This is a genomic window from Streptococcus oralis (assembly GCF_019929345.1).
GTDB lineage: Bacteria > Bacillota > Bacilli > Lactobacillales > Streptococcaceae > Streptococcus.
Genome location: NZ_JAHZPJ010000008.1, coordinates 65,185 through 89,168 on the forward strand (window position 1 = coordinate 65,185; position 23,984 = coordinate 89,168).

A 23,984-nucleotide genomic window follows, 5' to 3' on the forward strand; every position below is an offset into this window, starting at 1 on the left:
AGCCTAATGAGGTCTTGTCTGTACTGTACTGTCAGTGTACACGCCTTCGGCGGTGAATGTCAAGAGTTTTTCTCTAAAAAATTCGTACTGTTTTTGGCGCAGTTCAATCTCCTTGGGCAGTCCGATGTTCAAGTCATGACAAACCGTATCAAAGTCGTCTAGAACTTGAACAATACGAGACTGGATTTCGAGAGATGGAACTGGGATTTTGATTTTATCAAGAATAGCTTGAGTTAAACTAGGTCTTGTTGGATTAGTTGCCATTTCCTCTAAATTAACAGTCGTTAAATAATAATAAAAATACTTTGGAATAATCTTATTTTCATCAATTTCTGTATAGTAGATTGTATCAACATTCCAAAAAGCTTTTTCTAAATAGAATAAATTAGAAATAGAACCTTTCCTAGGAATCAAAACAGTTGGTTTGTCATAAGAATAATCTGCAACAAACGCTCCCATTTCTCCACCACTGCCATATACTGGTATTTCTCCATTTGGAAGAGTTTTCCAATCTTTTCCATTCTTCAGTGTAGCAACATCTTTAAGTACTTCCCACTCAACCTGATATACCTTATCCTCAAAGGATAAGAGTTTATCTCGATAATAAGAATATTGCTTTTTACGTGAGGTCAATTCTGAGGTCAATTCTGAGGTCAATTCTGTAACATAATCGGTAAATTTGTCAAGTATTTGCACAATTTTTTCTTGAATTTCTTGAGGAGGGATTGGAATTCTAATTTTTTTCAAATTTGTCTTATTATACTTGGTCTGTCCAGTATTAGAAGTTATTTTCGCCAACTCATTCTGAAATTGTCCAGATTGAAAAAGATGAAATAGGTAGCGATTATTTTCTTTAGAACTTCTAACCAACAAAGCATTTGGTCCTAAAACATTATTTTCGTATGGTAAATTTTCAGGTTCTATGTAATAAATCTCTCCACAATTACCAACATTAGGCATAACTAAACTTTCTTGATCTAGATTTACTCTATATAAATAGTTAAAGGCATGTTCATCAACATAAACAAAATTATTTCCTTTAAATCCACTTTTTAAATCTGTTGTTCTGACAAGTTGAGCAAAAGAAGCTTCTTGAATATACTTGACGTTTTTTGCGTTTGAAGCAAACGAGCCTGCTGCCGTAAAATCTGTTACTATATCACACACTTCCCCCAACTCTTTCCACTCAACGGGACAGTTTTGGATTTCTTCTAGGATGTTCATCACTTACCTCCTTCCTTGGCTAGATTTTCAATGCTTTTGATTTCCTTGAGGTAATCTTTTTCAACTTGACTAAGGGTATTGGCTTGGTAGCTCTTATATTCCTTATCTACCTTCTGCATCATCTGTTCACGAGAGATAGAACCACTGTTAGCTAGCAAGTCTTCCCCAGTAGCCTGAAGGATACGATCTACGTGAGCCACCCAGTCAGCCATGGTCATGACTTCTTCTCGCTCTGCCTGTCTTTCAGCAAAGTCTAGATATCCTGATACAAGCTGATTGAGCCCACGGAGTTCCTTTTCTGTCAGATAGTTCTTGGCAACTTTTGCTTCAGATAGAGTAGGAAAGTCTCCCTTAAAAGTGGTTAAGCCCATAAATTCCTTTTCACTATCGACACGATGATAGATGACTTCACTCGCAGTATTGTGGTGAATGGCATAATGCATCTTGTTTTGCACCGTCGCAAAGAATTTCTTTGCCTCTGGTGAGTTTGCATTGTAATCACTTGATGTCGCGAAAAGATCTAAGACCTGACGGTAAAAGACTTTTTCACTTGAGCGAATGTCTCGGATTCTTTCCAGGAGTTCTTTAAAGTAAGAGCCTCCACTCAAGTTTTTCAAGCGCTCATCATCCATGGCAAAGCCCTTGATCAGATACTCTTTCAAGACTGTCGAAGCATAGTGTCTGAACTGGATTCCACGAGGGGAGCGTACACGATAACCAATTGCCAAAATCATGTCGAGATTATAGTAGGCAACTTTTTTTGACTGAGTTTTACCTGCTATTGCACCGTGACGAGTGGTTGTCAACTGATAGTTGACAACCACTGTTTCATCCAATTCACCATCTTCAAAAATCGCCTTGATATGTTTACTAATATTTTGCTTGGAAGTTTGAAAGAGCTCAGCAAGTTCTTGTTGGGTCAGCCAAACTGTTCCATTATCCAAGTGTAGCTCAATAGCGGACTCTCCGTCATCTGTTCTATAGAGAATCACATCATTTGCCATGGCTAAGCTCCTCTACAATCTTATCTATCTCTGCACGCAAGTGGTCAATCTTAGCAACAGTCTCAGTGATTTCTTTATTGAGCACATCAATATCAATCTTCTCACGTGTATCTTCTTTTTCTACATAAGTGGACACCGAAAGATTATAATCTGCTTCTGCTACTTTTTCTTGTGCCACCATACAAGAAAAGTAATCTTCATTTTCTTTCTTTTCAACACTGGCTAAGATTTTTTCGATATTCTCTTCTGTTAAGACATTATTATTGGTTTCTTTCTTGAACTGCTTACTCGCATCAATAAAGTGGATATCCGTTGTCGGCTTATTCTTTGCTAAAATCAGAATACAGGTCGCAATGGAGGTCCCAAAAAAGAGATTATCTGGTAGCTGAATAACCGCTTCAACAAAGTTATTGTCTACTAGATATTGACGGATCTTTTGCTCAGCACCTCCCCGATAGAAAATACCTGGGAAAGTTACGATTGCAGCTCGTCCCTTATTCGACAAATATGACAAGCTATGCATAATAAAAGCAAAATCAGCCTTAGATTTAGGCGCCAATACACCCGCAGGTGCAAAGCGGTCATCGTTGATGAGCGTCGGATCATCACTTCCTATCCATTTGATAGAGTAGGGTGGATTTGACACAATAGCATCAAAAGGCTTATCGTTTACATGCTTAGGATCAAGTAAGGTATTGCCACGCTCAATGCTAAACTTATCATAATTGATATTGTGTAAAAACATATTCATCCGAGCTAGGTTATAGGTGGTCATATTAATTTCCTGACCATAAAATCCATCTTCAATTATGTGCTCATTAAACTGCTTTTTAGCTTGCAGAAGCAACGAACCCGAACCACAGGCAGGATCGTAAATTTTATTGATTTTATTTTTTTCATTCTTACCCAGCATAACAATTCGCGCCAAAAGTCTCGATACACTTTGCGGTGTAAAAAATTCTCCACCAGATTTCCCAGCGTTAGAAGCATAATTAGAGATTAGATACTCATAAGCATCCCCAAAGAGATCAATATGGTTATCTTCAAAGTTTCCAAAATCAAGACTTGCGATTCCTTCAAGAATCAGAGCCAAGCGCTGATTCCTCTCCGGAACCGTACTACCTAACTTGTTACTTCTGGTATCTACATCATCAAAAAGACCCTTAATGTCATGTTCACTCGCATAACCAATCGCACTAGACTCAATATCATCAAAGATATCTTTTAAATCTGTATTTAAGTGCTCATTTTGACGAGCAGTTTTGACAACATTGGAAAACAACTGCGAAGGCATAATAAAATAACCCTTGGTTTTAATGGCATCATCTCGAACTTCAGGCGTAATTAAATCTTCAGAAACCTCTTCATAGTTAATTGATTCATCGCCACCTTCGATATAGGTTTTGAAATTTTCACTAATAAAGCGATAAAATAGAATTCCCAAAATATACTGCTTGAAGTCCCAACCATCTACTGCACCACGAACTTCATCAGCAATTTTCCATATCTTTCTATGTAGCTCTTGCCTTTGTACCTGTTCTGACATCATATTTCCTCATTAACTTTTTATTCTTCTTATTATATCATTTTTCTCATTATTTAATTCCGTTAGAGTAAATTTATCAAGAGTTTTTATCAAGCTAACTATCATCTTATTGATTACCAATCAAAAATCTACTTAGGCCTCAACAATAAAATTGAAACGACTAATCATTAGGTAAACTATCTTAAATCGATTTACAAGCATAAAAAAGAACATCCCGAAGGATGTTCCATGTAAATATAGCAACTCTCTCGAATTAACGCTTACTAAATTGTGATGCCTTACGAACTTTCTTAAGACCTGACTTTGGGAGACTTCTTCGCCTTCAACCAAGGACTAAATAAAATGGGCGACTGAACAATTTAGCCTTTGAAAGCTACGATTATAAAACCACTCGCAACATATGAATCTACGATACAAAAAGGATAACATTGCTCTTAGCAATGCTATCCTTTTTTGTTTATCCTTGTCCGCCAGGGGCTGGACCGCCGCCTTGAGGACCTCCATTTGATCCACCGCCTCCAGGCATAGAGTTGACGATTTCCGTTTGTTTTTCACCGTTGAGATAGATATCTCCACCTGTGTAGGTCGCTGTTCCATCAAAGTCAAAACCTGTTTGACCAGTCATTTTAATGGTTCCGCCTGTGACTGTGATATTGCCGTTTGAGTCGATTGGATCTGTGTCTCCTTGGCCGACTTCTACTGTCAGGTTCCCACCGTTCATGGTGAAGAAGATTTCACTCTGTTGAGCGTTTTTATTAGCTGCGTTGACTCCATCATCTGTCGAATAGATGCTAATGTCCCCACCGTTGATAGTGATGGATTTCCCTTCAAGTCCTTCTGTCGAATTCTTGACGGTATAGGTACCGCTATCAATCACTAGGTTACCAGAAGCGTGAATTCCATCATCTCCTGCTATGACTGTTATGGTATTGTTAGCCAAATACATATTGCCGACAGTCATATCGTCATCATTATCTACCTTGACACCATCTTCCTTGGCATCGATAGTCATGGTCGTACCAGTGATGTTGAGTTCATCATTAACATTAAAGGCATCGCCAACTGCTGTGATGTTATAGGTTCCACCCGTGATGTGGAGGGTGTCGTTGGCCTTGATACCATTGTTCTTCTTGCCATCTACATTGAGAGTTCCTTTCCCGTTGATGGTCAAATCCACCTTAGAAAAGAGAGCTGCGTCTGCTTTTTCGTCACTGTTAGAGCTTGAGTCAGAGAGACTGTTGGTGGTTCCCTCTGCTAGAGTCAAGTAGACATGGCCAGCTGATGTCGCAGATATCGCTGCATTGGTATTGGTCATGGTCGCACCTTTTAGGACTAGATGAACATCTGCCGACTTATCTGCCTCGACCTTGATCTGCACTCCGTCAGACTGACCTGAAATCACATAGGTTCCAGATTTTGTGATGGTCACTGTTGATTTAGAGACTGTCACCCCATCTCCAGAGACGTTTGCAGATGAGCCAGATAGCTCAATTTTAGAAGCTGTGCTTTCATCATAAGAGGTATCATTGTCCTTCTCTGTAAAATAGGATGATTGGTTTGTCTTTGTTGCAGTTGTTGTTGCACTATTTGTCGTTGCATTGGTATTGGATGAAGTTGTTGACTGGGAACATGCTGCCATCAACACCATTGCCGTTAAACTCGTTGCGAGCAGGGTCCATTTTTTTGATTTCATACCTTTTTCCTCTCCTTCGTATGATATAGCTAGACAGTCTACAGAAGATTCCTGAAACAAAACTAAAACTTTTCTGAAAGTTTCCTTAAATTTAGTTTGGATTAGATTTCGCCTAGTAATTTTTTAGAAAGGACTGCTAGAAACAATTTTTGAACGCTAAAATACCTTTAATAGATTTTTTAAACCAAGATTCCCCAGTGCGATGTTTCCTTGACTAAAAAAGCCAAAAAGAAGAAAAATTTATAAGAATTAAGCTCGTAAAAAGAACAGCCTCGGCTGTTCTTTTTAGTTTTCTTTTACTGGGATTTCCTTGATAACACGCGCAGGATTGCCAGCTAGGACAACATTGTCGCCAAAGGACTTGGTAATCACGGCCCCTGCTCCTGCAACGACATTATTTCCCAGTGTCACTCCGGGAAGGACAATGACGCCACCTCCAGCCCAGAAATTATCTCCGATGGTGATGGGCTTGCCGTATTCGACCCCTGAATTGCGTTCATGCGGATCCAGTGGATGGAGTGGGGTTAAAAATTGACAGTTGGGGCCAAGCATAGCGTTGTCCCCGATGCGAATCGGACAAACATCCAGCATGGTCAAATTCCAATTAGAATAAAAATTTTCCCCTAGATGGATATTGACTCCATAATCGACCACCAAGCGTGGATTGATATAAAGATTTTGCCCAGTTGAGCCAAACCAAGTCTTGATGATTTCGGATCCCTTCAAGGGATCTTCTTCCTTATTAAAGGCAGCCTGTTTTTGGCGAGAAGCCTGCGCCAAGGCTCGTAATTCGGGGTCAAACGGATGATAGGGCTCTCCTGCTATCATTTTCTGGTATTCACTGGTCATCTTAATACCTCACACTTACTTTGGACCCATCATATCAAAAAGCCTTTGAAAGGTCAAGAATGGCCTGCTTTCTAGACTCTCGAAATCGATTCCCTCCCAAGTCAAAACAACTTGCTTGACAAAAGCTTGACTTCATGATTTAATATACCCCCATAAGGGTATATTTGGAGGTGCCTATGTTTCACTTATTTACAAAAATTGACAGTATTTCTACCAGCGAGTTAGAAGCTAAACTCAGAGAACCAATTCAGCTACTAGATGTTCGGACGCCTATGGAATTCCGTAGAGGTCATATCAAAAATGCAAAAAATGTTCCTTTAACGGAAATCGGTTCTTACACACCTGCAACAAAAGAAACACTTTATGTCATTTGTCATTCTGGTGTACGAAGCAAACTAGCTGCGAAGAAGCTAAAGAAAAAAGGTTACGATGTCGTCAATGTTCGAGGCGGTATGAGCGCTTGGACAGGTAAGGTCATCTAAAAGCATAAAGGAGAAAGTCAATGAAAGTTATCATTGTTGGAGGAGTTGCAGGTGGTATGTCAGCAGCAACCCGCCTCAGACGCCTCATGGAAGACGCTGAGATCATTATTTTTGAGAAAGGTCCCTTTGTTTCCTTTGCAAACTGCGGACTTCCTTACTATGTTTCAGGAGAAATTGCAAACCGTGATAGTTTATTGGTCCAAACTCCTGAAAGTCTCAAAGCACGCTTTAATCTGGATGTGCGACCATTTCACGAGGTCATCCAGATTTCGCCAGAAAAGCACACTGTGACCGTACACCATGATGGACAGGAATTCACAGAAAGCTACGACAAGTTGATCCTCTCCCCAGGAGCTAAACCATTTGTTCCTACCATTGAAGGCTTGGCAGAAGCTAAGAATGCCTACACGCTCCGCAATGTTCCCGATCTCGATGAAATTATGGCGGCCTTGGACAATCATCCAAAAGAAGCTGTCGTTATCGGTGCAGGCTTTATCGGACTTGAAATGGCTGAAAACCTGGCGAAACGTGGATTGCAAGTTACCATCGTTGAGAAAGCACCCCATGTCTTGCCACCATTAGATCAAGAAATGGCAGCCTTTGTCCAAGCAGAATTGGTTAAAAACGGCGTTCGCGTTATCACTTCTCAGTCTGCGACTCGATTTGAAGACCAAGGAAAAATCATCGTTCTCGAAAACGGTCAAAAGATTGCTTCTGACCTCACCATCCTTTCTGTCGGTGTTGAACCTGAAAATGGATTGGCTCAGGCAGCTGGGATTGAACTGGGATTACGTGGCGGTATCTTGGTCGACGAACACTACGAAACCAATCAAAAAGATATTTTTGCAGTTGGGGACGCTATCGTTGTCAAGCAAGAGATTACGGGCCAAGATGCTCTCATCTCTCTCGCTTCTCCTGCCAATCGTCAGGGACGCCAAGTCGCGGACGTCATCGCAGAACTCGGTCGTACAAACAAGGGCAGTATCGGCACTGCAATCGTTCGTGCCTTTGATATGACAGCTGCTTCGACTGGTCTCAGCGAGCGTATCCTTAGCATGAATCAACTTCCTTACAAGGCGCTTCATGTCAGCGGTAAAGACCACGCTGGTTATTATCCAGGCGCTACTGATATGACCTTGAAGCTCCTCTTTGACCCAACCACTGGAAAAATCTACGGTGCCCAAGGAGTCGGGAAGAAAGGTGTTGACAAGCGAATCGATATCCTGGCAACTGCTATCAAGGGAAATCTCACCGTCTTTGACTTGCCAGAATTGGAATTCACCTATGCGCCACCATTTGGCTCTGCCAAGGATCCCGTCAATATGCTGGGCTACGCAGCCTTGAACCTTATCGAAGGTCTCAGCGACAATATTCAATGGTACCAGCTCGAAGAGGAACTTGCCTCCGGCAAGAAATTCCTAGATGTACGGACAAGTGGCGAATTCCAGAGTGGTCGACTCAAAGTCGACACCATCCACATTCCCCTAAACGAACTACGGGAACGCTTGGACGAACTGGACAAGAACCAAGCCTACATCGTTAGCTGCCACAGTGGTTTGCGCAGCTATATCGCAGAGCGTATCCTCAAACAAGCAGGATTTACCGTCCAAAACCTTGACGGCGCTTATTCCCTATACAAAATGGCTAACCCAGAAGGAGTAGAATATGGTAACTAATATCAGCATGGCTGACTTTTATGAAAAATATCAAAATGAAAATCTAGATCTTATCGATGTTCGTGAAGTACATGAATTCCAAGCAGGACATGCACCAGGTGCAAAAAATCTGCCTTTAAGCACCTTGGAACAAGGCTACAAAGAACTCAAGCCTGACCATGAATACCATGTTATCTGTCAAGGTGGAGTGCGTTCTGCCTCTGCCTGTCAATTTCTCAGCGCCCAAGGTCTCACCGTTACCAATGTAGAAGGTGGTATGAACCACTGGCCAGGTGAGGTAGAGTAAGTCAAAGCTATTTAAAATCAGTCTCAGCAATCAGTCCGTATCCAAATCCTCACATAGGATTAGACTACGGGCTTTTTGTATTGACCACATTAGTGCCATTATCAGTACGATTCCCCCTCTGGATAGCTGACCTGCACTCTCCCACAAGGAAACAAGCAAGAAAATTCAAACAATTTATACAAATCTCTCTCAAAAAGGTTGCACTATTTTGACTATTTTGTTATATTAAAAGCACAAACAATAATAAATAACTTATTTTTTGTAAGTTTTTTTTAAAAATAAAAATGTATACGCTTACAAGAAAAAGAGGGAGATTTCTATGGACAAAAGATTTTGGGAGAAATCCTGTCGCTATAGCATCCGCAAGCTGACGGTTGGGACTGCTTCTGTTTTGCTGGGGGCTGTTTTTCTAGTCAACCACACTGTAGCCGCAGACAGTGTTGAGGTCAAGCAAACTGAACCAACTTCAGTTGAAGCTCTCACTAAGCCAGATAGTGAACCCAAAGCAGCTGAAATTACCGAAACTACAAAGCCGTCTCCAGCCGAGAGTCCAGCAGTTTCTGAAAGTAAGCCAGATAAGGAGACTCAGACGACAAATAGTCAGGCTAGTGAAGAAGCCATTGTAGAAGCTAAAGAAAATAAGGAACCTGAAAAAGCAGATCAGCCTGTGACAAAACAAAAAAACTATCAACTCAACTACGATCAGCCAACAGCTCCCTCCTATGATGGATGGGAAAAACAAGCCCTCCCTGTCGGAAATGGAGAAATGGGAGCCAAGGTTTTCGGTCTGATTGGGGAAGAGAGAATCCAGTACAACGAAAAGACCCTCTGGTCAGGAGGACCACAACCCGATAGCACCGACTATAACGGAGGAAACTACAAGGACCGCTACAAGGTCTTGGCAGAGATTCGTAAAGCCCTCGAAGCTGGTGACCGCCAAAAAGCAAAACAGCTAGCTGAACAAAATCTAGTTGGACCAAACAACGCCCAGTACGGACGTTACCTAGCCTTTGGAGATATCTTCATGGTCTTTAATAACCAGAAGAAAGGACTAGATACTGTAACTGATTATCATCGTGGTTTGGATATCACAGAAGCCACTACGACAACTTCTTACACCCAAGATGGGACGACCTTCAAACGCGAAACCTTCTCCAGCTATCCTGATGATGTCACTGTAACCCACTTGACCAAAAAAGGAAACAAGACGCTTGATTTTACCCTTTGGAATAGCCTGACAGAAGACTTGCTTGCTAATGGCAACTACTCTTGGGAATATTCTAACTATAAGAATGGTCATGTCACTACAGATGCAAACGGAATCCTTCTAAAGGGAACTGTCAAAGATAACGGCCTCAAATTTGCATCCTATCTAGGAATTAAAACGGACGGAAAGGTGACTGTTCAGGACGAAACTCTGACCGTTACAGGCGCAAGTTATGCGACCCTCTATCTCAGTGCCAAGACTAACTTTGCTCAGAATCCAAAAACCAACTATCGAAAAGACATTGACCTCGAAAAAACAGTTAAAGGGATTGTCGAAGCAGCTAAGGCCAAAGACTACGAAACACTTAAAAAGGCCCATATCAAGGACTATCAAAGTCTCTTTAACCGCGTTAAACTAAATCTAGGCGGAAACAAGACTGCTCAAACGACAAAAGAGGCCCTTCAAAGCTATAACTCAGAAAAAGGGCAAAAATTGGAAGAACTCTTCTTCCAATACGGACGTTATTTGCTCATCAGTTCGTCTCGTGATCGGACAGATGCCCTTCCTGCCAACCTCCAAGGAGTCTGGAATGCTGTAGACAATCCACCTTGGAACGCTGACTACCACCTCAATGTCAATTTGCAAATGAACTATTGGCCAGCCTACATGAGCAACCTGGCTGAAACTGCCAAGCCCATGATCAATTACATTGATGACATGCGCTACTATGGTCGTATCGCTGCTAAGGAATACGCAGGTATCGAATCCAAAGACGGACAAGAAAATGGTTGGCTGGTCCATACCCAGGCGACACCATTTGGCTGGACTACTCCTGGTTGGAATTACTATTGGGGTTGGTCCCCAGCTGCTAATGCTTGGATGATGCAGAACGTCTATGACTATTATAAGTTCACCAAGGATGAGACCTATCTCAAAGAAAAGATTTATCCAATGCTCAAGGAAACCGCTAAGTTCTGGAACTCCTTCTTGCACTATGACAAGGCCAATGACCGTTGGGTGTCTTCTCCATCCTACTCACCTGAACACGGGACCATTACCATCGGAAATACCTTTGACCAATCGCTAGTCTGGCAGCTATTCCACGACTACATGGAAGTTGCCAACCATCTGAAAGTCGACCAAGACTTAGTCACAGAGGTCAAGGCTAAATTTGACAAACTCAAACCACTTCACATCAATAAAGAAGGACGCATCAAGGAATGGTACGAGGAGGACAGCCCCCAATTCACAAATGAAGGGATTGAAAATCACCACCGTCACGTTTCCCATCTAGTTGGTCTCTTCCCAGGTACACTCTTTAGCAAGGACCAAGCTGAATACCTAGAGGCTGCGCGTGCAACCCTCAACCACCGTGGAGATGGTGGTACAGGTTGGTCTAAGGCCAATAAAATCAACCTCTGGGCTCGTTTGCTGGACGGTAACCGTGCCCATCGCTTACTCGCTGAACAGCTCAAGTACTCAACTCTAGAAAACCTTTGGGATACGCACGCGCCTTTCCAAATCGATGGCAACTTCGGAGCAACCAGTGGGATGGCAGAAATGCTTCTCCAATCTCATACAGGCTATATTGCACCATTACCAGCTCTTCCAGATGCCTGGAAAGACGGTCAGGTTTCTGGCTTGGTTGCTCGAGGAAACTTTGAAGTCAGCATGAAGTGGAAAGATAAAAACCTGCAAAGCTTGTCCTTCCTTTCAAATGTCGGTGGAGACTTGGTTGTAGATTATCCCAATATCGAAGCCAGCCAGATCAAGGTCAATGGCAAACCAGTCAAGGCAACGATCCTTAAAGATAATCGTATCCAGCTTGCAACACAAAAAGGTGACGTCATTACCTTTGAACACTTCCCTGGTCGTGTAACCAGTCTGACAGCAGTTCGACAAAATGGTGTCACTGCCGAACTTACCTTCAACCAAGTAGAAGGCGCTACCCACTATGTCATTCAAAGACAAGTGAAAGACGAGTCTGGCCAAGCCTCTGCAACCAGAGAATTTGTAACCAATCAAACCCACTTTATCGACCGATCACTAGATCCTCAACTCGCCTACACCTATACGGTCAAAGCTATGCTGGGCGAAGTTTCTACACAAGTCTCTGAACAAGCAACTGTAGAAACCCCTAGTGAATTGATGGATGATCGAGACGGCCGTATCCAGTACGGAGCTGCCTTTGGAAACTGGGCAGACTCAGAATTATTTGGAGGAACAGAGAAATTTGCTGACCTTTCAAAAGGAGACTACACAGACGAAGACATCACTGCTACCATTCCTTTCACCGGCGTTGGTATCGAAATCTATGGACTGAAATCGTCTGAACTAGGTCTTGCCACTGCTAAAATTGATGGCAAAGAGGTCAGCGAGCTTGACTTCCATACTGCTGGGGCAACTGAAAAAGGTAGTCTCATCGGTCGCTTCGCAGGATTATCTGACGGACCTCATACACTGACTCTTAGTGTTAAACGTGAACACAAAGGACGTGGTAGTGAGCGCTCGAAAATTTCGTTAGACTACTTCAAGATTCTATCAGGAACAGGCAACACGATTGAAAAAATGGATGATCGTGATTCGCGCATCCAGTATGGTTCCCAGTTTAAGGACTGGTCTGACCCTGAACTCTACGGAGGTACCGAAAAATACGCTGATATTAACAACAGCGACTCTAGTGCAGCTTCAGAAGCTCAGGCAACTATTTCCTTTACAGGGACGGGCATTCGTATCTATGGTTTGAAGAGCCTTGCCCTTGGACGAGCACGTGTTACACTAGATGGCAAAGAAATGCCAAGTCTAGACTTCTACACTTCAGGCGCAACTGAAAAGAGAGCTTTTATTGGCGAATTTACAAACCTTACTGACGGTACGCACACCCTGACATTACAAGTTGACCCAAATTCACCTGAAGGTCGCAAGAAAATTTCTCTAGACTCCTTTGATATCATCAAAGCCCCTGCTGTTGGTCTAGATAGCCCGAGCATCGCGCCTCTTAAGGAAAATGACAAAACCATTGCCTTAAGCCTACCAGCTGGAGATTGGGAAGCCATCGCAGTGATCTTCCCAGGTGTCAAAGATCCTCTAGTCTTGCGCAAAGTGGATGAAACGCATCTGGTTACAAGTGGAGATCAGACTGTGCTATCAGTCCAAGACAATCAAGTTCAAATCCCAATCCCTGATGCCACTGATCGACAAGCCGGAAAAGCGATAGAAGCATATGCTATTCAAGGAACTACCACTAGCAGTCCTGTCGTAGCCGTCTTTACTAAAAAGGACGAGAAGCAGCCAACTACAAGCAAGGGGGACGAACCAGCTCCTACTGTTGAAATTCCGGAATACACCGAGCCTATCGGAACCGCAGGTCAAGAAGAGCCACCTACAGTAGAAATTCCGGAGTATACCGAGCCTATCGGGACTGTTGGGCAAGAGGAAGCTCCTACTGTTGAAAAGCCTGAATACACCGAACCTATCGGAACTGCTGGGCAAGAGGAAGCCCCTACTGTTGAAAAACCTGAGTACACTGGCCCTATCGGAACTAGTGGAGATCAGGCTGCTCCAACCCTCACCCGACCTGAGTATCAGTTACGCACCTTGAAAGATAAAAAGACAGGGATCGAAATCATCGGTGGAGTTGCTGACTTGAAAGAGGTTTCCCACTTAGAAAGTCGACGAGTGCTCGCTCAAGAACTCTTTGGTAAGACATACGATGCATATGATTTCCAGCTCAAAAATAAGGAAAATCACATTGTCCAACTACCGAACCAGGTCTTAGTTCGCTTACCAGTTTCAGGAGAAGTGCAAGAAGTCTACTACCTCACTCCAACTAGAGAGTTAGAACCACAGGACTTTACTATCCGAGATGGCATGCTTGAATTTATGACCAATAACGTTAGTACTTATGCAGTTGTCTACAACACCACAAGCTCACCAACTGTTGAGGATGTAAACCCACATGAAAAACCATCTACAACAGAGATAGAGGCACTGGTACACACAACTGATAGTGGTCATCAAGAAAAACTCCCTGCAACTGGGGAAGAAAGAAATCCACTACTCTTCTTAGCTGGTCTCAGTTTGATCTTAACAGCTACTTTCTTAGTAAAAACTAAAAAAGAGTAAAATAAAAATTATCCAAATCACTTAAAGATAAGAAGAAATCACATTGTCCTGCCCCCTAAAAGCTGCATTTGCTTATGGGGCAGGACAATTTTTTATTTGCTTGGTAGTCTAGAAAAGACGGAACAGACTGTCCGTCTACTACCTCAGCAAACAAAGTAAAGTAAAATAGCTAATTTCAAATGCCAACTTGCAGAAATAACTCGCTATATGCCCGTAAACATATTTAATCTTATGCGTGTCCACCTTTTCTTCGAAGACAATTATCATTATGTTGCATATTTTCTAGAAAATAATAACAGAAAGGATGTTAGACCGTTATTGCAATGTAAATCAATTATTATCTGAATATCTTCCTTATTAGAAACTTCATCTCCACTAATTTCTTTAGTGTCCCACGAGAAATACATAGTATTAATCAATTATTTTTCTAGTACCTATATTTAAATTAAAATAGCAACTATAATATTTAATTCAGGTGTCTTTAGCAACTTGTTGTATGATATAATTAACTATAAGAATATTAGTTAAGGACAACATAAATGGAAAATTATTTGCTCAAAGTTTTAGCTTCTCTATTTAAAAATAAACCTTCTGACGACAATTCAAGTGTAAAACTTGAAAGTCTAGCTCCAATAGACTACATTCAAATCGCTTCTGATGAATTTGAAACAAAATACTATAAGATTTATAAAGATGTATTGAATAATGTAACTCAAGATAAACTTATAAAAAATGTTGGAGTAACTGGAGGATATGGAACTGGAAAAAGCTCTTTAATTCATAGTTATTTTAATGAATTAAAGGGTAAGACAAGTATTTATATCTCATTAGCACATTTTGATAGTTTAGCAGGAAATACTATTCCTACTCCCCAAGATGATATGACAATAAATAGTCAGATAGACAACATTTTAGAGATGAAAATTGTCAACCAATTAGTAAATCAAATCAAACCAAATAAAATACCAAAAGCAAACTTTTTGGCTAAAAAAAATATCAAAAATTATAAAATTTTCTTTTATTCATTATTAATTATTTGTTTAATCCTTTATTTTAAATTTTTATTACCAGTTATAACTGAAAAAATTACATATGGCATCAAAAATTCCCCACCTAATCCTGAATCTAATGATTACATTCTCATCATTATATCTGTCATAGCTATGATTATCTTATATTACCTTTTATCAAATATAATTAAGAAAATAATATATAAAGGAAATTGGTCAAAACTTACAATAAATACTATGGGAATTAACGTAAACATGGAAAATAGAGACTTTTCTACAGTCTCATATTTTGATAATTTTCTATCTGATGTTATTTATCTTTTTGATGAATCTGATGCAGATTTTGTAATTTTTGAAGACTTAGATAGATTTAACGACCATTCAATATTCGAAAAATTAAGAGAAATTAACTTGATGGTTAACCAAAGAAGGAATTCTGCAAACGATAAGAAATTGATGTTTTTCTATGTAATAAGTGATGAAGTATTTTCTGAAAAAAATGTCGATCCTACAAATAACAGTAAAAATATTTCAGCAACAGAAAAAACAAAATTTTTTGATGTGATTATTCCAATTATCCCTATTGTCAACAATACAAATTCATTTGATTATCTAAAATCAAGGTTGTTAGATGACCTAGCAATTACGGATAAAAATGACTTCGAGACTTTTTTATATCAAATTTCCATATTTATTGATGACTTTAGAGTTCTTAAAAATATAGTAAATGAATTTAAAATTTACAAAGAAATTCATGAAGATAATGAAGATAATATTGATATAGATTATAAGCAACTACTTGCACTAATAATCTACAAAACTCTAAACTCCAGTGATTTTAACGACTTAGTGAAATCTAAAGGAGACTTGTACACTCAAATAAAAAATTCGTTGGAGGATAATGATGAGTGAGATAGCAAAATTTTTGATAAAAAATAATTTTATTAATGAAACATATACAGATTACATAGTTAGACAATCCCCAAATGGTCTTCGTGGAGAGGAAAAAAATTTTTTTGTGTCTGTATTATTAAAGGATAGTGAGAAATTAAAATTAATAAAAGTTCTTAAACGGGATAAAATTCATGAAATATTCTTAAAATTATCTGATCATCACTTTTCTGTTGATAATTTTTTTAATGAAGCAATTTATGATTATTTTAATAAAGCATTTGCTGATAACAATGAAAATATAAATAAAGGTATAGAAAATTACTTAAAAAAAATAATCTTCCTTCAAGATGTAAATGACCCACAAAAAATTACACTAAATATAAATAGCATTTCCAGAATACTTTATCAGAAATTAGTCTATCCAAATGAAGATCATCTTTTCACCAAAATGCAGAGCTATGTTTTAAAGAGTCAAATAAGCGATCATATAAATGATGATGTAAAATTACTACTATTAATTCTAGATAAAGAAACAAATTTAAAATTTAATTTAGATTTTGCTATTAAAACTCTTCTTGAAAGAATACAGAATATTTCCGAGGAAACAAATAAGCAGCTCTCAGAACAGAATCTATTAAATTTAATTAGGAAAAAAATAAATAATAAAGTATCAGTAACAATATTTGATCCCTCTGATTTCCAAAAAGTTAGACCGGAGCTAAAGGAATTTTACAAGACTTTGTGGGAGGAGGAAAAAATTTCATTAAATGATTTAACTTTATTACCTATTTTATCCATTTTTGAAGATAAACAAATCGATAGCTATGAAAATATTTATGATAAATTAAATACGGAAGATGCTAAAAATTGTATAATAGAGAATCTATATGGGATAAATGTAATTTTCGGTTTTAAAAACATGTTTCCATCCAATTCTGATATTTTATACCTTACTTCTAATATTAGTTCTTTCAGATCTATAATAAGCGCCTACAAGGAGCAAGATAATCAAGAAATCCCGTTTAATCTTTTCAACCCTAACATTTTATGGAAAGAACTAACAAATGTTCAAAGTGAGATTTCTAGAGAACACTATAAAGAAATACTTGACACTTTAGATAAAGATAAAGATTTTATCACCAAACAACTGAATAAACCTTCCATTTCTTTACCAACCTTTGAAAAACTAATAGAAAACTACAAAGATTCATTTACAAATAAAATTAATATCAAAACTCTAGAAAATGATAAGATGAAATCTCTGATTCAAATTCCAAAAAAGACACTTAAGAGAAATTCCGTTAAAAGAAAAAATTCACTAATAAAATACATTAACCAACATTCTAAAATTGATGAAATTGATAAGAATTTTATCAACCGATATTCAGTAGACGACTTACTGAGTACAAAAGGCTCAATAAACAACAAAGAATTATATCTAGATATCCTGAATATGAGAAAAAGTACTGTTAGAAGCACTAGTAATATTAATAAAATAGAAAAAGTAATAACTGAATTGAAGTCTAAATTATCAGATACATCTCGGGCATGAGATATTTTTAAATTAGTAAATCACTTAAAACTGGAGCTATTTCACTTCAAATCAGTTATCCTTAACTACTTTTGACATAAGAATCCCTCTTATTCAGACACCAAACTAATCCCGAGACTTTTCTCGATAGACCACAAACCCTTTTGGCGAGATGACAAGCTGATTATCCAATTCTTGACAATAACTTGCTAGAACTACAGAATCACGATTTACAAGATAGTTTTCAGTTGATTGGTTAAAAATGGCTTGGACCTTTTGTCTATCATAATCCCATGCCAGAGATACCACATCTGGCTTGATTTCTTTCAAGCTATAGGTTCCATGCTGGATAATGTTTGAAGCATCCTTGCGAAGCTGAATCAATTTCTTCATAAAATTAAGCATGTTATTACTGTTGGAAACACGTTCCCAAGGCATGACACGACGACAATCTGGATCTGGCCCTCCATCTAACTCTAACTCGGTTCCATAGTAGAAACACGGCGTCCCCCTTTGCAAAAAGAGGCAGGCAAGGGCAGACCTAACCAGTTGGGCATCTCCCTTGGCCGTAGCCAAAATGCGCTCCGTATCATGCGAATCCAAGAGATTGAACATCACTTCCGAAATCTGCTGTCTATAGTACATAGACTGACCATTGATCTCATCGATAAATTGACTGGTCTTCTTGACCCCGCGCAAGAAATAATCCTTAATGCTATCAGATAGTGGATAGTTCATGACTACGTGAAATTCATCGCCATTTAACCAAGGCTGAGACGTGTGCCAGACTTCTCCAAGAATATAAAGGTCAGGCTTTTTAGCTAGGACAGCCTTCCGGAAATCTCGCCAAAATTGGTGATCTACTTCATTTGCCACATCCAAGCGCCAAGCATCAATATCAAACTCTTCAATCCAGTAAGTCGCAACTCCCAACAAATAGTCCCTAACTTGAGGATTTGCCGTATTAAGCTTAGGCATATAGCTGGCAAAGGCAAAGGTATGATAAGGGAGCTTTCTTGGGTTCCCCAGCTTATCCTTTGTCACGGGGAATTCTTGAACATGGAACCAATCTTTGTAAACGGAATCTTCACCATGTTTGAGAACATCCTGCCACTGTGGAGACTGATCCCCAATATGGTTAAAAACAGCGTCCAGCATGATTTTCATACCTCTCCGATGGGCTTGCTCCACCAGTTGACGGAAAGTTTCCTTATCTCCAAAATGACGGTCAATTTCAAAATAATCCGTCGTATTGTACTTGTGATTGCTTGGAGATTCAAAGATAGGACAGAGATAAAGACCTGTAATCCCTAAGTCTTGCAAGTAATCCAGATGGTCAATAATGCCCTGTAAATCACCACCAAAAAAATCGCTCGTCTTTGGTTTGATAGAGGAATCCCAAGCTAGCGAACCTTCTGGAGAAATCTCAGGGTTCCCATTAGCAAAACGTTCTGGGAAAATCTGATACCAAACCGTCTCTGCTACCCAGTCAGGTACATGACAAGCATCAATTTCATGAATATAAGGAATCTTAAAGCCGTTTCCTTCGTAATGAAGATTTTCGAGCGTGTTTTCAACACATCCCTTATCGCCATACAAGATGCTTTGGCCTTGCTTATCCTTAATCTCAAAGAGATACTGGAGTCGCGCATAGCCAACTGTAACCTCCACTTGCCAATAATCAAACAAAGCATCAGAGGTCACTTTGACCATTTCCTTACATGCTTCATAATGCTCCTCTAAAAAGATAAATGTGTCTCCGTAATGCAAATTGATACTTGCGATATCTCCTCTTTTCGTTCGGATACGAATGTGCATTGTCTTATCCTTATAAAGATAAGCATACTCCGACTCTGGTCTATGGTAAATGGCTGTTAATTCCATTGTTTTGTCTCCTAAATTTTCTCTTAACATTTCGATTCTATGCAAACGATTCCATAGCTTAATCCTAGTATACTACTTTACAACTACCTTTGCAAGCGCTTCTCTTTCCCAGCTCTTCTTCAAAGTACCTAGATCAACCTACTTTAACCGCGGCTCTTCCTGCTAAACCGTTACACTGTTTAGCACCTGATTCACTTCATTAATACCAGTAGCCTTCGAACTACATGATTTTTAAAGTATATTAAAAGATTCCTGTCTCACCTTTACTAGAAACAGGAATCTTATTTTATTTATACAAGATGGTTCTGCAAAATAACTCCCAGTCTTAGTATTTCCCTAACTCACGGAGACTAGTATGATTTTCCTGAATACGTCGGAACATCTTTTCCATATCCGACTTGGTAAAATGTACCAAAACGGGACGTCCATGAGGACAGTTATAAGGATTGTCGCATTGAGAGAGCTGATAAAGGAACTGTCTGGCTGAGTGGTCATCGATACGATGGTTGGCCTTAATAGACCGCTTGCAAGACATCATGATAGCCAGCTCTGCTCGATATTTTTTGATCGAAACTTCCTTGGTCAAGAGGAGCATGTCGCACATTTCATAGATGCCAGATTCGATTTCTTCCTCTGCCATCCAAACAGGATGTTCACGCAGGATAAATTGATTTTCCCCGTACTCTGCTAGAAAGACGCCCACTTCCTCCAAAAGTGCCATTCTTTCCTTGAGACGCAGAACATCATCTGCAGGAAATTCAAAGATGTAGGGCACTAGGAGTTGCTGCTGGCTCTGGTCAACATTACCAATACTCTCACGGTATTCCTCGTACTTGACCCGTTCCTGAGCCGCATGCTGGTCTATGATATAGAGCCCATCTCGCCCCTGGACAAAGAGATAAGTCCCGTGCATCTGCCCGAAAAATTCCAACTCTGGGAAGCTTGATGATTCTTCTCGCTCCAGCTTGTCATAAGCCTTATCCAGACTCGCAAGGTCTAACTCTGGATGGTCTAGTTGATCGTAGTTAGCAGGCTTTCTCTCTGCAAAATGCAGTTTTGCTGGTCTAGTCAGCTGGTCCAAGGTTTCCTTGGCAAATAGGGTCAAATCCTGTCCTTCATCAGTCAATTCTACCTGATAATCAGCCACCTCAACTTGACTAGGTCTTGTCGGCTCAGTTTTCTCATAGTAGAGCGTATTTTCTTTGAGTGGGAGAATAGTCTGCTCCACCTTTTGACGATTGCGCACGGTGGATTTGGCAAGATTTTCCAAAGCATCAGGAATCAAGGCTTGTTCCTTGAAACTATTTGCAATAGCTTCTGAAACCAGGGTCATCAGTTCTTTTTCCTTGGAAATCCGCACTTCTTGTTTGGTTGGATGCACATTGACATCTGCTAGATAAGGATCGATATGGATGTGAATGACAGCCAGTGGAAAACGTCCCACCATGAGCTTGCTTCCATAACCGTCAAGAATAGCACGATTGAGCAGGAAGTTCTTGATATAACGGCCATTGATGAAGAGGCTGATATAGTTACGGTTGGCTCGGGTTAACTCAGGCAAGGACACAAAACCTGAAATTTCGAAATCTAGATCCGAATTCTCAATTTCAATCATCTTCTTAGCACTCGCCAAACCGTAAATCCCTGCAATAGCTTGACGCAGTTGACCAGTCCCTGCTGTCCGCGTCATCTCCTTGCCATCACTAATCAAACTGAAGGAAATCTCAGGATGAGCCAAGCCCAGACGGTTGACAATATCAATGATATGAGACAACTCCGCTTGCTGGCTCTTCATATACTTGAGACGGGCAGGTGTGTTGAAAAAGAGGTCCTCCACACAAACCTTGGTTCCTACAGGACTAGTCGCTGGAATGACTTCCTCAACTTCTCCCCCACGCGCTACTAACTTGGTTCCATGACTAGCACCATCCATCGCGGTCAACAGAGTCAAGACACTGACAGAAGCGATAGAGGGCAGGGCTTCACCACGAAAACCAAGCGTCCGAATCCGAAAGAGATCTGCTTGATTTTTTATCTTACTGGTCGCATGGCGACGCAGGGCCAACTCCACCTCATCGTGGGCAATTCCGTGACCATTATCTGTGATTTGGATCTTCTTGAGACCGGCTTCCTCAATCTCAATGATAATCTGGCTAGAGCCAGCATCAATGGCATTTTCTACCAACTCTTTGACCACACTGGCAGGACGTTCAATGACCTCTCCTGCCGCTATCTGGTTTGCCAGCACCTCTGGCAATTCAATAATATGAGACATCTTTCAACCCCTTTCTGTATCTATTTTCCTAGAAATTGATTAGTGCTATTATACCATATTTCAGATGCTACCAGAAAAAGGAAATACCACATAGACTCCAAATCTCTCCACATAGGCAAAAGCTCTTGCCATGGGTCGTAAAATAGTGTTTAATAAAGGTGTACAGGAAGTGATCACAACCTTGTATAACTTGAAAAGGAGGGAAATTTATGAAAGTAGAACTACAGATTAATGAGACTTACGAGGAGGAAAAACTGATTGTCCAAACTCCTCAGCCGACCGAAAAAGTCCAGAAAGTCATCGAGTTCGCAGAAAATCTTGACCAAAAAGAAACAATCAAAGGAAAGATTGATGATCAGGTCTATCTAGTTGAAATTGGCAAGATTCAGCGCTTCTATATAGAAAACCGAAAGATTCTAGCAGAAACGTCGAGTCAGACCTACAGCATTGATTTGCGACTCTATCAAGTTCTTGAAATTCTACCGACCACTTTTATCCAAATTTCCCAATCTGAAATCGTCAATATCGACTCCATCTCTCATCTCAAACTCACGCCCAACGGACTGGTTGAAATTTTCTTAAAAAACGAAAGTTTCACCTACTCTTCACGCCGCTACCTAAAAACCATCAAGGAGAAATTAGAACTATGAAAAAACAAGTATTTCACGATGCAGCCGCTGGTATTCTTATCGGCCTCATCCTCTCTATCCTCTTTTCACTCATGTATGCACCAAATACCTATGCCCCACTGAGTTCCGATTCTCTAATCGGCCAAGTGATGGTTCAACATCAGGTTCACGGCGCCCTAGTCTTGCTCTACTGCACGATTATCTGGTCAGCTATCGGCGTTCTCTTTAGCTTTGGCAAGCGATTATTCAGCCGTGACTGGAGCTTGCTCCGTGCAACAATTTCCCATTTCTTCCTCATGCTGGCTGGCTTTATCCCACTGGCAACTCTGGCTGGTTGGTTCCCCTTCCACTGGACCTTCTATCTCCAGCTCATTCCGGAGTTTGCGATCGTCTACCTCATCATCTGGGCTATTCTCTATAAAAGAGAAGCTAAAAAAGTAGAACACATCAATCAACTTTTGGCCCATAAAAAGTAATAGACGATGAATGAAAACAGATCCTTCACAATAAATCATTACGAGCCTCAACATGAAATTTTTGAGGCTCGTTTGCTTACTCTATACTAACTGGGACACTTAAAAAGTGACTTTTTCTGCATAATCATTTAATCAAAACAGACAACAATCATTTCCTTTCCCAGTCATACTTGAAAGCGCTACACAAATATTTGTTTTTTTATAAAAATAGGAGTACAATATGTACTGACCCCAAAAAGTTGGATAAATAATTATTGAAAGGATTTAGTTCTGTACTGCACAGGACTAAGTCCTTTTAGTTTGACTTTGATTCGTTTGTTATTGTAGTAATTGATATAGTCTACAATGGCTTGTTCCAATTGCTTAAGCGACTGAAACGACTTCTCATAGCCGTAAAACATTTCGGATTTCAAAATGCCAAAGAAGGACTCCATCATCCCATTGTCTGGGCTGTTGCCCTTGCGGGACATAGATGCTTGAATTCCCTTACTCTCTAGGAACCGATGATAAGAATCGTGTTGGTATTGCCAGCCTTGATCACTATGGAGAATCGTATTCTCATAGTGCTTCTCTGTGAAGGCCTGTTCTAACATCGTTTGTACTTGTTCTAAATTAGGCGAACAAGAAAGATTAAAAGCAATAATTTCGCTGTTAAAGCCATCTAAAACTGGTGATAGGTAAAGCTTTTGAGTACTTGCTGGAATGGCAAACTCTGTCACATCTGTATAGCACTTTTCCATCGGTTTCGCCCCTTCGAACTGGCGTTGAATAAGGTTATTTGCTTTCTTGCCAATCTCTCCTTGGTAGGAAGAATACTTCCGTTTCCGACGAATTCGTGCTGCTAAATCAAGAACTTTCATCAGACGTTGGACCTTTTTATGATTGACCGAATAACCACGATTTCTTAGTTCTAAGTGAATCCGACGATAACCATAATTTCCTTTATGCTCACGATAAATTGACTGAATTTCAGCTTTAAGATCTTGATCCTTATCCGTTTGACCTAGCTGTTTTAAGTGGTAATAATAGGTTGAACGGGCAAGCTTAATAATCTTTAGAAGAATATTTAAAGAAAACTCTGTCACCAATCCTCGGACAATTTCCGTTTTTCTTCTTTCTCTTTTTCCTCCTTCAATCGGAGTTCTCTCAACTTTTTTAGAATGGCATTCTCCGCTCTCAGGTACTCATTTTCT

15 protein-coding genes and 1 pseudogene are annotated in these 23,984 nt (G+C 40.0%); 8 read left to right on the forward strand and 8 right to left on the reverse strand.

What is annotated here, in order from left to right:
- Positions 1 to 3: 3 nt before the first annotated feature.
- From K1I97_RS06510 to K1I97_RS06530, 5 genes are all read right to left on the reverse strand, one after another.
- Positions 4 to 1,224: a restriction endonuclease subunit S gene (locus tag K1I97_RS06510; RefSeq protein ID WP_223331224.1), complete on the reverse strand. Its 1,221-nt coding sequence runs from the start codon at positions 1,222 to 1,224 to the stop codon at positions 4 to 6.
- A complete protein-coding gene (locus K1I97_RS06515) occupies positions 1,224 to 2,228 on the reverse strand; it encodes a virulence RhuM family protein (RefSeq protein ID WP_223331225.1) in 1,005 nt (334 codons plus the stop codon). The genes K1I97_RS06510 and K1I97_RS06515 overlap by 1 nt, the downstream gene beginning before the upstream one ends.
- Positions 2,218 to 3,774: a type I restriction-modification system subunit M gene (locus K1I97_RS06520; RefSeq protein WP_223331226.1), complete on the reverse strand. Its 1,557-nt coding sequence runs from the start codon at positions 3,772 to 3,774 to the stop codon at positions 2,218 to 2,220. The genes K1I97_RS06515 and K1I97_RS06520 overlap by 11 nt, the downstream gene beginning before the upstream one ends.
- A 457-nt stretch (positions 3,775 to 4,231) precedes the next feature.
- Positions 4,232 to 5,467 (reverse strand): carbohydrate-binding domain-containing protein, encoded by a 1,236-nt coding sequence (locus tag K1I97_RS06525; protein WP_223331227.1) that lies wholly within the window; start codon positions 5,465 to 5,467, stop codon positions 4,232 to 4,234.
- A gap of 285 nt (positions 5,468 to 5,752) precedes the next feature.
- A complete protein-coding gene (locus K1I97_RS06530) occupies positions 5,753 to 6,316 on the reverse strand; it encodes a sugar O-acetyltransferase (RefSeq protein ID WP_223331228.1) in 564 nt (187 codons plus the stop codon).
- 176 nt (positions 6,317 to 6,492) lie between these two features.
- Between K1I97_RS06530 and K1I97_RS06535 the strand changes: the two genes are divergently transcribed.
- The 6 genes from K1I97_RS06535 to K1I97_RS06560 all read left to right on the forward strand — a co-directional run bounded on the left by K1I97_RS06535 (position 6,493) and on the right by K1I97_RS06560 (position 17,548).
- Positions 6,493 to 6,798 carry a rhodanese-like domain-containing protein gene (locus tag K1I97_RS06535; protein WP_084925265.1) on the forward strand — a complete coding sequence of 102 codons (306 nt, stop codon included), beginning with the start codon at positions 6,493 to 6,495 and terminating at the stop codon, positions 6,796 to 6,798.
- Between the two features lie 20 nt (positions 6,799 to 6,818).
- Positions 6,819 to 8,474 (forward strand): FAD-dependent oxidoreductase, encoded by a 1,656-nt coding sequence (locus K1I97_RS06540; RefSeq protein WP_223331229.1) that lies wholly within the window; start codon positions 6,819 to 6,821, stop codon positions 8,472 to 8,474.
- Positions 8,464 to 8,760 carry a rhodanese-like domain-containing protein gene (locus K1I97_RS06545; RefSeq protein ID WP_223331230.1) on the forward strand — a complete coding sequence of 99 codons (297 nt, stop codon included), beginning with the start codon at positions 8,464 to 8,466 and terminating at the stop codon, positions 8,758 to 8,760. Before K1I97_RS06540 ends, K1I97_RS06545 begins: the two co-directional genes overlap by 11 nt.
- A 319-nt stretch (positions 8,761 to 9,079) precedes the next feature.
- Entirely contained in the window at positions 9,080 to 14,092 is a 5,013-nt protein-coding gene (locus K1I97_RS06550; RefSeq protein ID WP_223331231.1) for an SIALI-17 repeat-containing surface protein, read from the forward strand.
- A gap of 539 nt (positions 14,093 to 14,631) precedes the next feature.
- Positions 14,632 to 16,014 carry a YobI family P-loop NTPase gene (locus K1I97_RS06555; RefSeq protein ID WP_223331232.1) on the forward strand — a complete coding sequence of 461 codons (1,383 nt, stop codon included), beginning with the start codon at positions 14,632 to 14,634 and terminating at the stop codon, positions 16,012 to 16,014.
- Entirely contained in the window at positions 16,007 to 17,548 is a 1,542-nt protein-coding gene (locus tag K1I97_RS06560; protein ID WP_223331233.1) for a hypothetical protein, read from the forward strand. The genes K1I97_RS06555 and K1I97_RS06560 overlap by 8 nt, the downstream gene beginning before the upstream one ends.
- Positions 17,549 to 17,653: 105 nt before the next feature.
- On the opposite strand, the gene K1I97_RS06565 is transcribed toward K1I97_RS06560, so the two are convergent.
- Both K1I97_RS06565 and mutL read right to left on the reverse strand, forming a co-directional pair.
- Positions 17,654 to 19,411 carry a glycoside hydrolase family 13 protein gene (locus K1I97_RS06565; RefSeq protein ID WP_223331234.1) on the reverse strand — a complete coding sequence of 586 codons (1,758 nt, stop codon included), beginning with the start codon at positions 19,409 to 19,411 and terminating at the stop codon, positions 17,654 to 17,656.
- Between the two features lie 325 nt (positions 19,412 to 19,736).
- The gene (mutL, locus tag K1I97_RS06570; RefSeq protein ID WP_223331235.1) at positions 19,737 to 21,686 is read right to left on the reverse strand and encodes a DNA mismatch repair endonuclease MutL; all 1,950 of its coding nucleotides are present in this window, start codon (positions 21,684 to 21,686) and stop codon (positions 19,737 to 19,739) included.
- A 209-nt stretch (positions 21,687 to 21,895) separates the two neighbouring features.
- Here mutL and K1I97_RS06575 point away from each other — a divergent pair, with 209 nt between their 5' ends.
- Positions 21,896 to 22,336 carry a LytTR family DNA-binding domain-containing protein gene (locus tag K1I97_RS06575; RefSeq protein WP_223331236.1) on the forward strand — a complete coding sequence of 147 codons (441 nt, stop codon included), beginning with the start codon at positions 21,896 to 21,898 and terminating at the stop codon, positions 22,334 to 22,336.
- The gene (locus K1I97_RS06580) at positions 22,333 to 22,791 is read left to right on the forward strand and encodes a DUF3021 domain-containing protein (protein WP_223331237.1); all 459 of its coding nucleotides are present in this window, start codon (positions 22,333 to 22,335) and stop codon (positions 22,789 to 22,791) included. The genes K1I97_RS06575 and K1I97_RS06580 overlap by 4 nt, the downstream gene beginning before the upstream one ends.
- A 251-nt stretch (positions 22,792 to 23,042) precedes the next feature.
- Here K1I97_RS06580 and K1I97_RS06585 read toward each other — a convergent pair.
- Positions 23,043 to 23,984: pseudogene (locus K1I97_RS06585) on the reverse strand (IS3 family transposase); the annotation flags it as partial.

Excerpts from the sequence above, each read along its gene's own strand:
- K1I97_RS06525 (WP_223331227.1), bottom strand. The coding sequence starts at position 5,467 with ATGAAATCAAAAAAATGGACCCTGCTCGCAACGAGTTTAACGGCAATG.
- K1I97_RS06530 (WP_223331228.1), bottom strand. The coding sequence starts at position 6,316 with ATGACCAGTGAATACCAGAAAATGATAGCAGGAGAGCCCTATCATCCG.
- K1I97_RS06550 (WP_223331231.1), top strand. The coding sequence starts at position 9,080 with ATGGACAAAAGATTTTGGGAGAAATCCTGTCGCTATAGCATCCGCAAG.
- K1I97_RS06510 (WP_223331224.1), bottom strand. The coding sequence starts at position 1,224 with ATGAACATCCTAGAAGAAATCCAAAACTGTCCCGTTGAGTGGAAAGAG.
- K1I97_RS06575 (WP_223331236.1), top strand. The coding sequence starts at position 21,896 with ATGAAAGTAGAACTACAGATTAATGAGACTTACGAGGAGGAAAAACTG.
- K1I97_RS06520 (WP_223331226.1), bottom strand. The coding sequence starts at position 3,774 with ATGTCAGAACAGGTACAAAGGCAAGAGCTACATAGAAAGATATGGAAA.
- mutL (WP_223331235.1), bottom strand. The coding sequence starts at position 21,686 with ATGTCTCATATTATTGAATTGCCAGAGGTGCTGGCAAACCAGATAGCG.
- K1I97_RS06555 (WP_223331232.1), top strand. The coding sequence starts at position 14,632 with ATGGAAAATTATTTGCTCAAAGTTTTAGCTTCTCTATTTAAAAATAAA.
- K1I97_RS06540 (WP_223331229.1), top strand. The coding sequence starts at position 6,819 with ATGAAAGTTATCATTGTTGGAGGAGTTGCAGGTGGTATGTCAGCAGCA.
- K1I97_RS06515 (WP_223331225.1), bottom strand. The coding sequence starts at position 2,228 with ATGGCAAATGATGTGATTCTCTATAGAACAGATGACGGAGAGTCCGCT.
- K1I97_RS06545 (WP_223331230.1), top strand. The coding sequence starts at position 8,464 with ATGGTAACTAATATCAGCATGGCTGACTTTTATGAAAAATATCAAAAT.
- K1I97_RS06565 (WP_223331234.1), bottom strand. The coding sequence starts at position 19,411 with ATGGAATTAACAGCCATTTACCATAGACCAGAGTCGGAGTATGCTTAT.
- K1I97_RS06535 (WP_084925265.1), top strand. The coding sequence starts at position 6,493 with ATGTTTCACTTATTTACAAAAATTGACAGTATTTCTACCAGCGAGTTA.
- K1I97_RS06580 (WP_223331237.1), top strand. The coding sequence starts at position 22,333 with ATGAAAAAACAAGTATTTCACGATGCAGCCGCTGGTATTCTTATCGGC.
- K1I97_RS06560 (WP_223331233.1), top strand. The coding sequence starts at position 16,007 with ATGAGTGAGATAGCAAAATTTTTGATAAAAAATAATTTTATTAATGAA.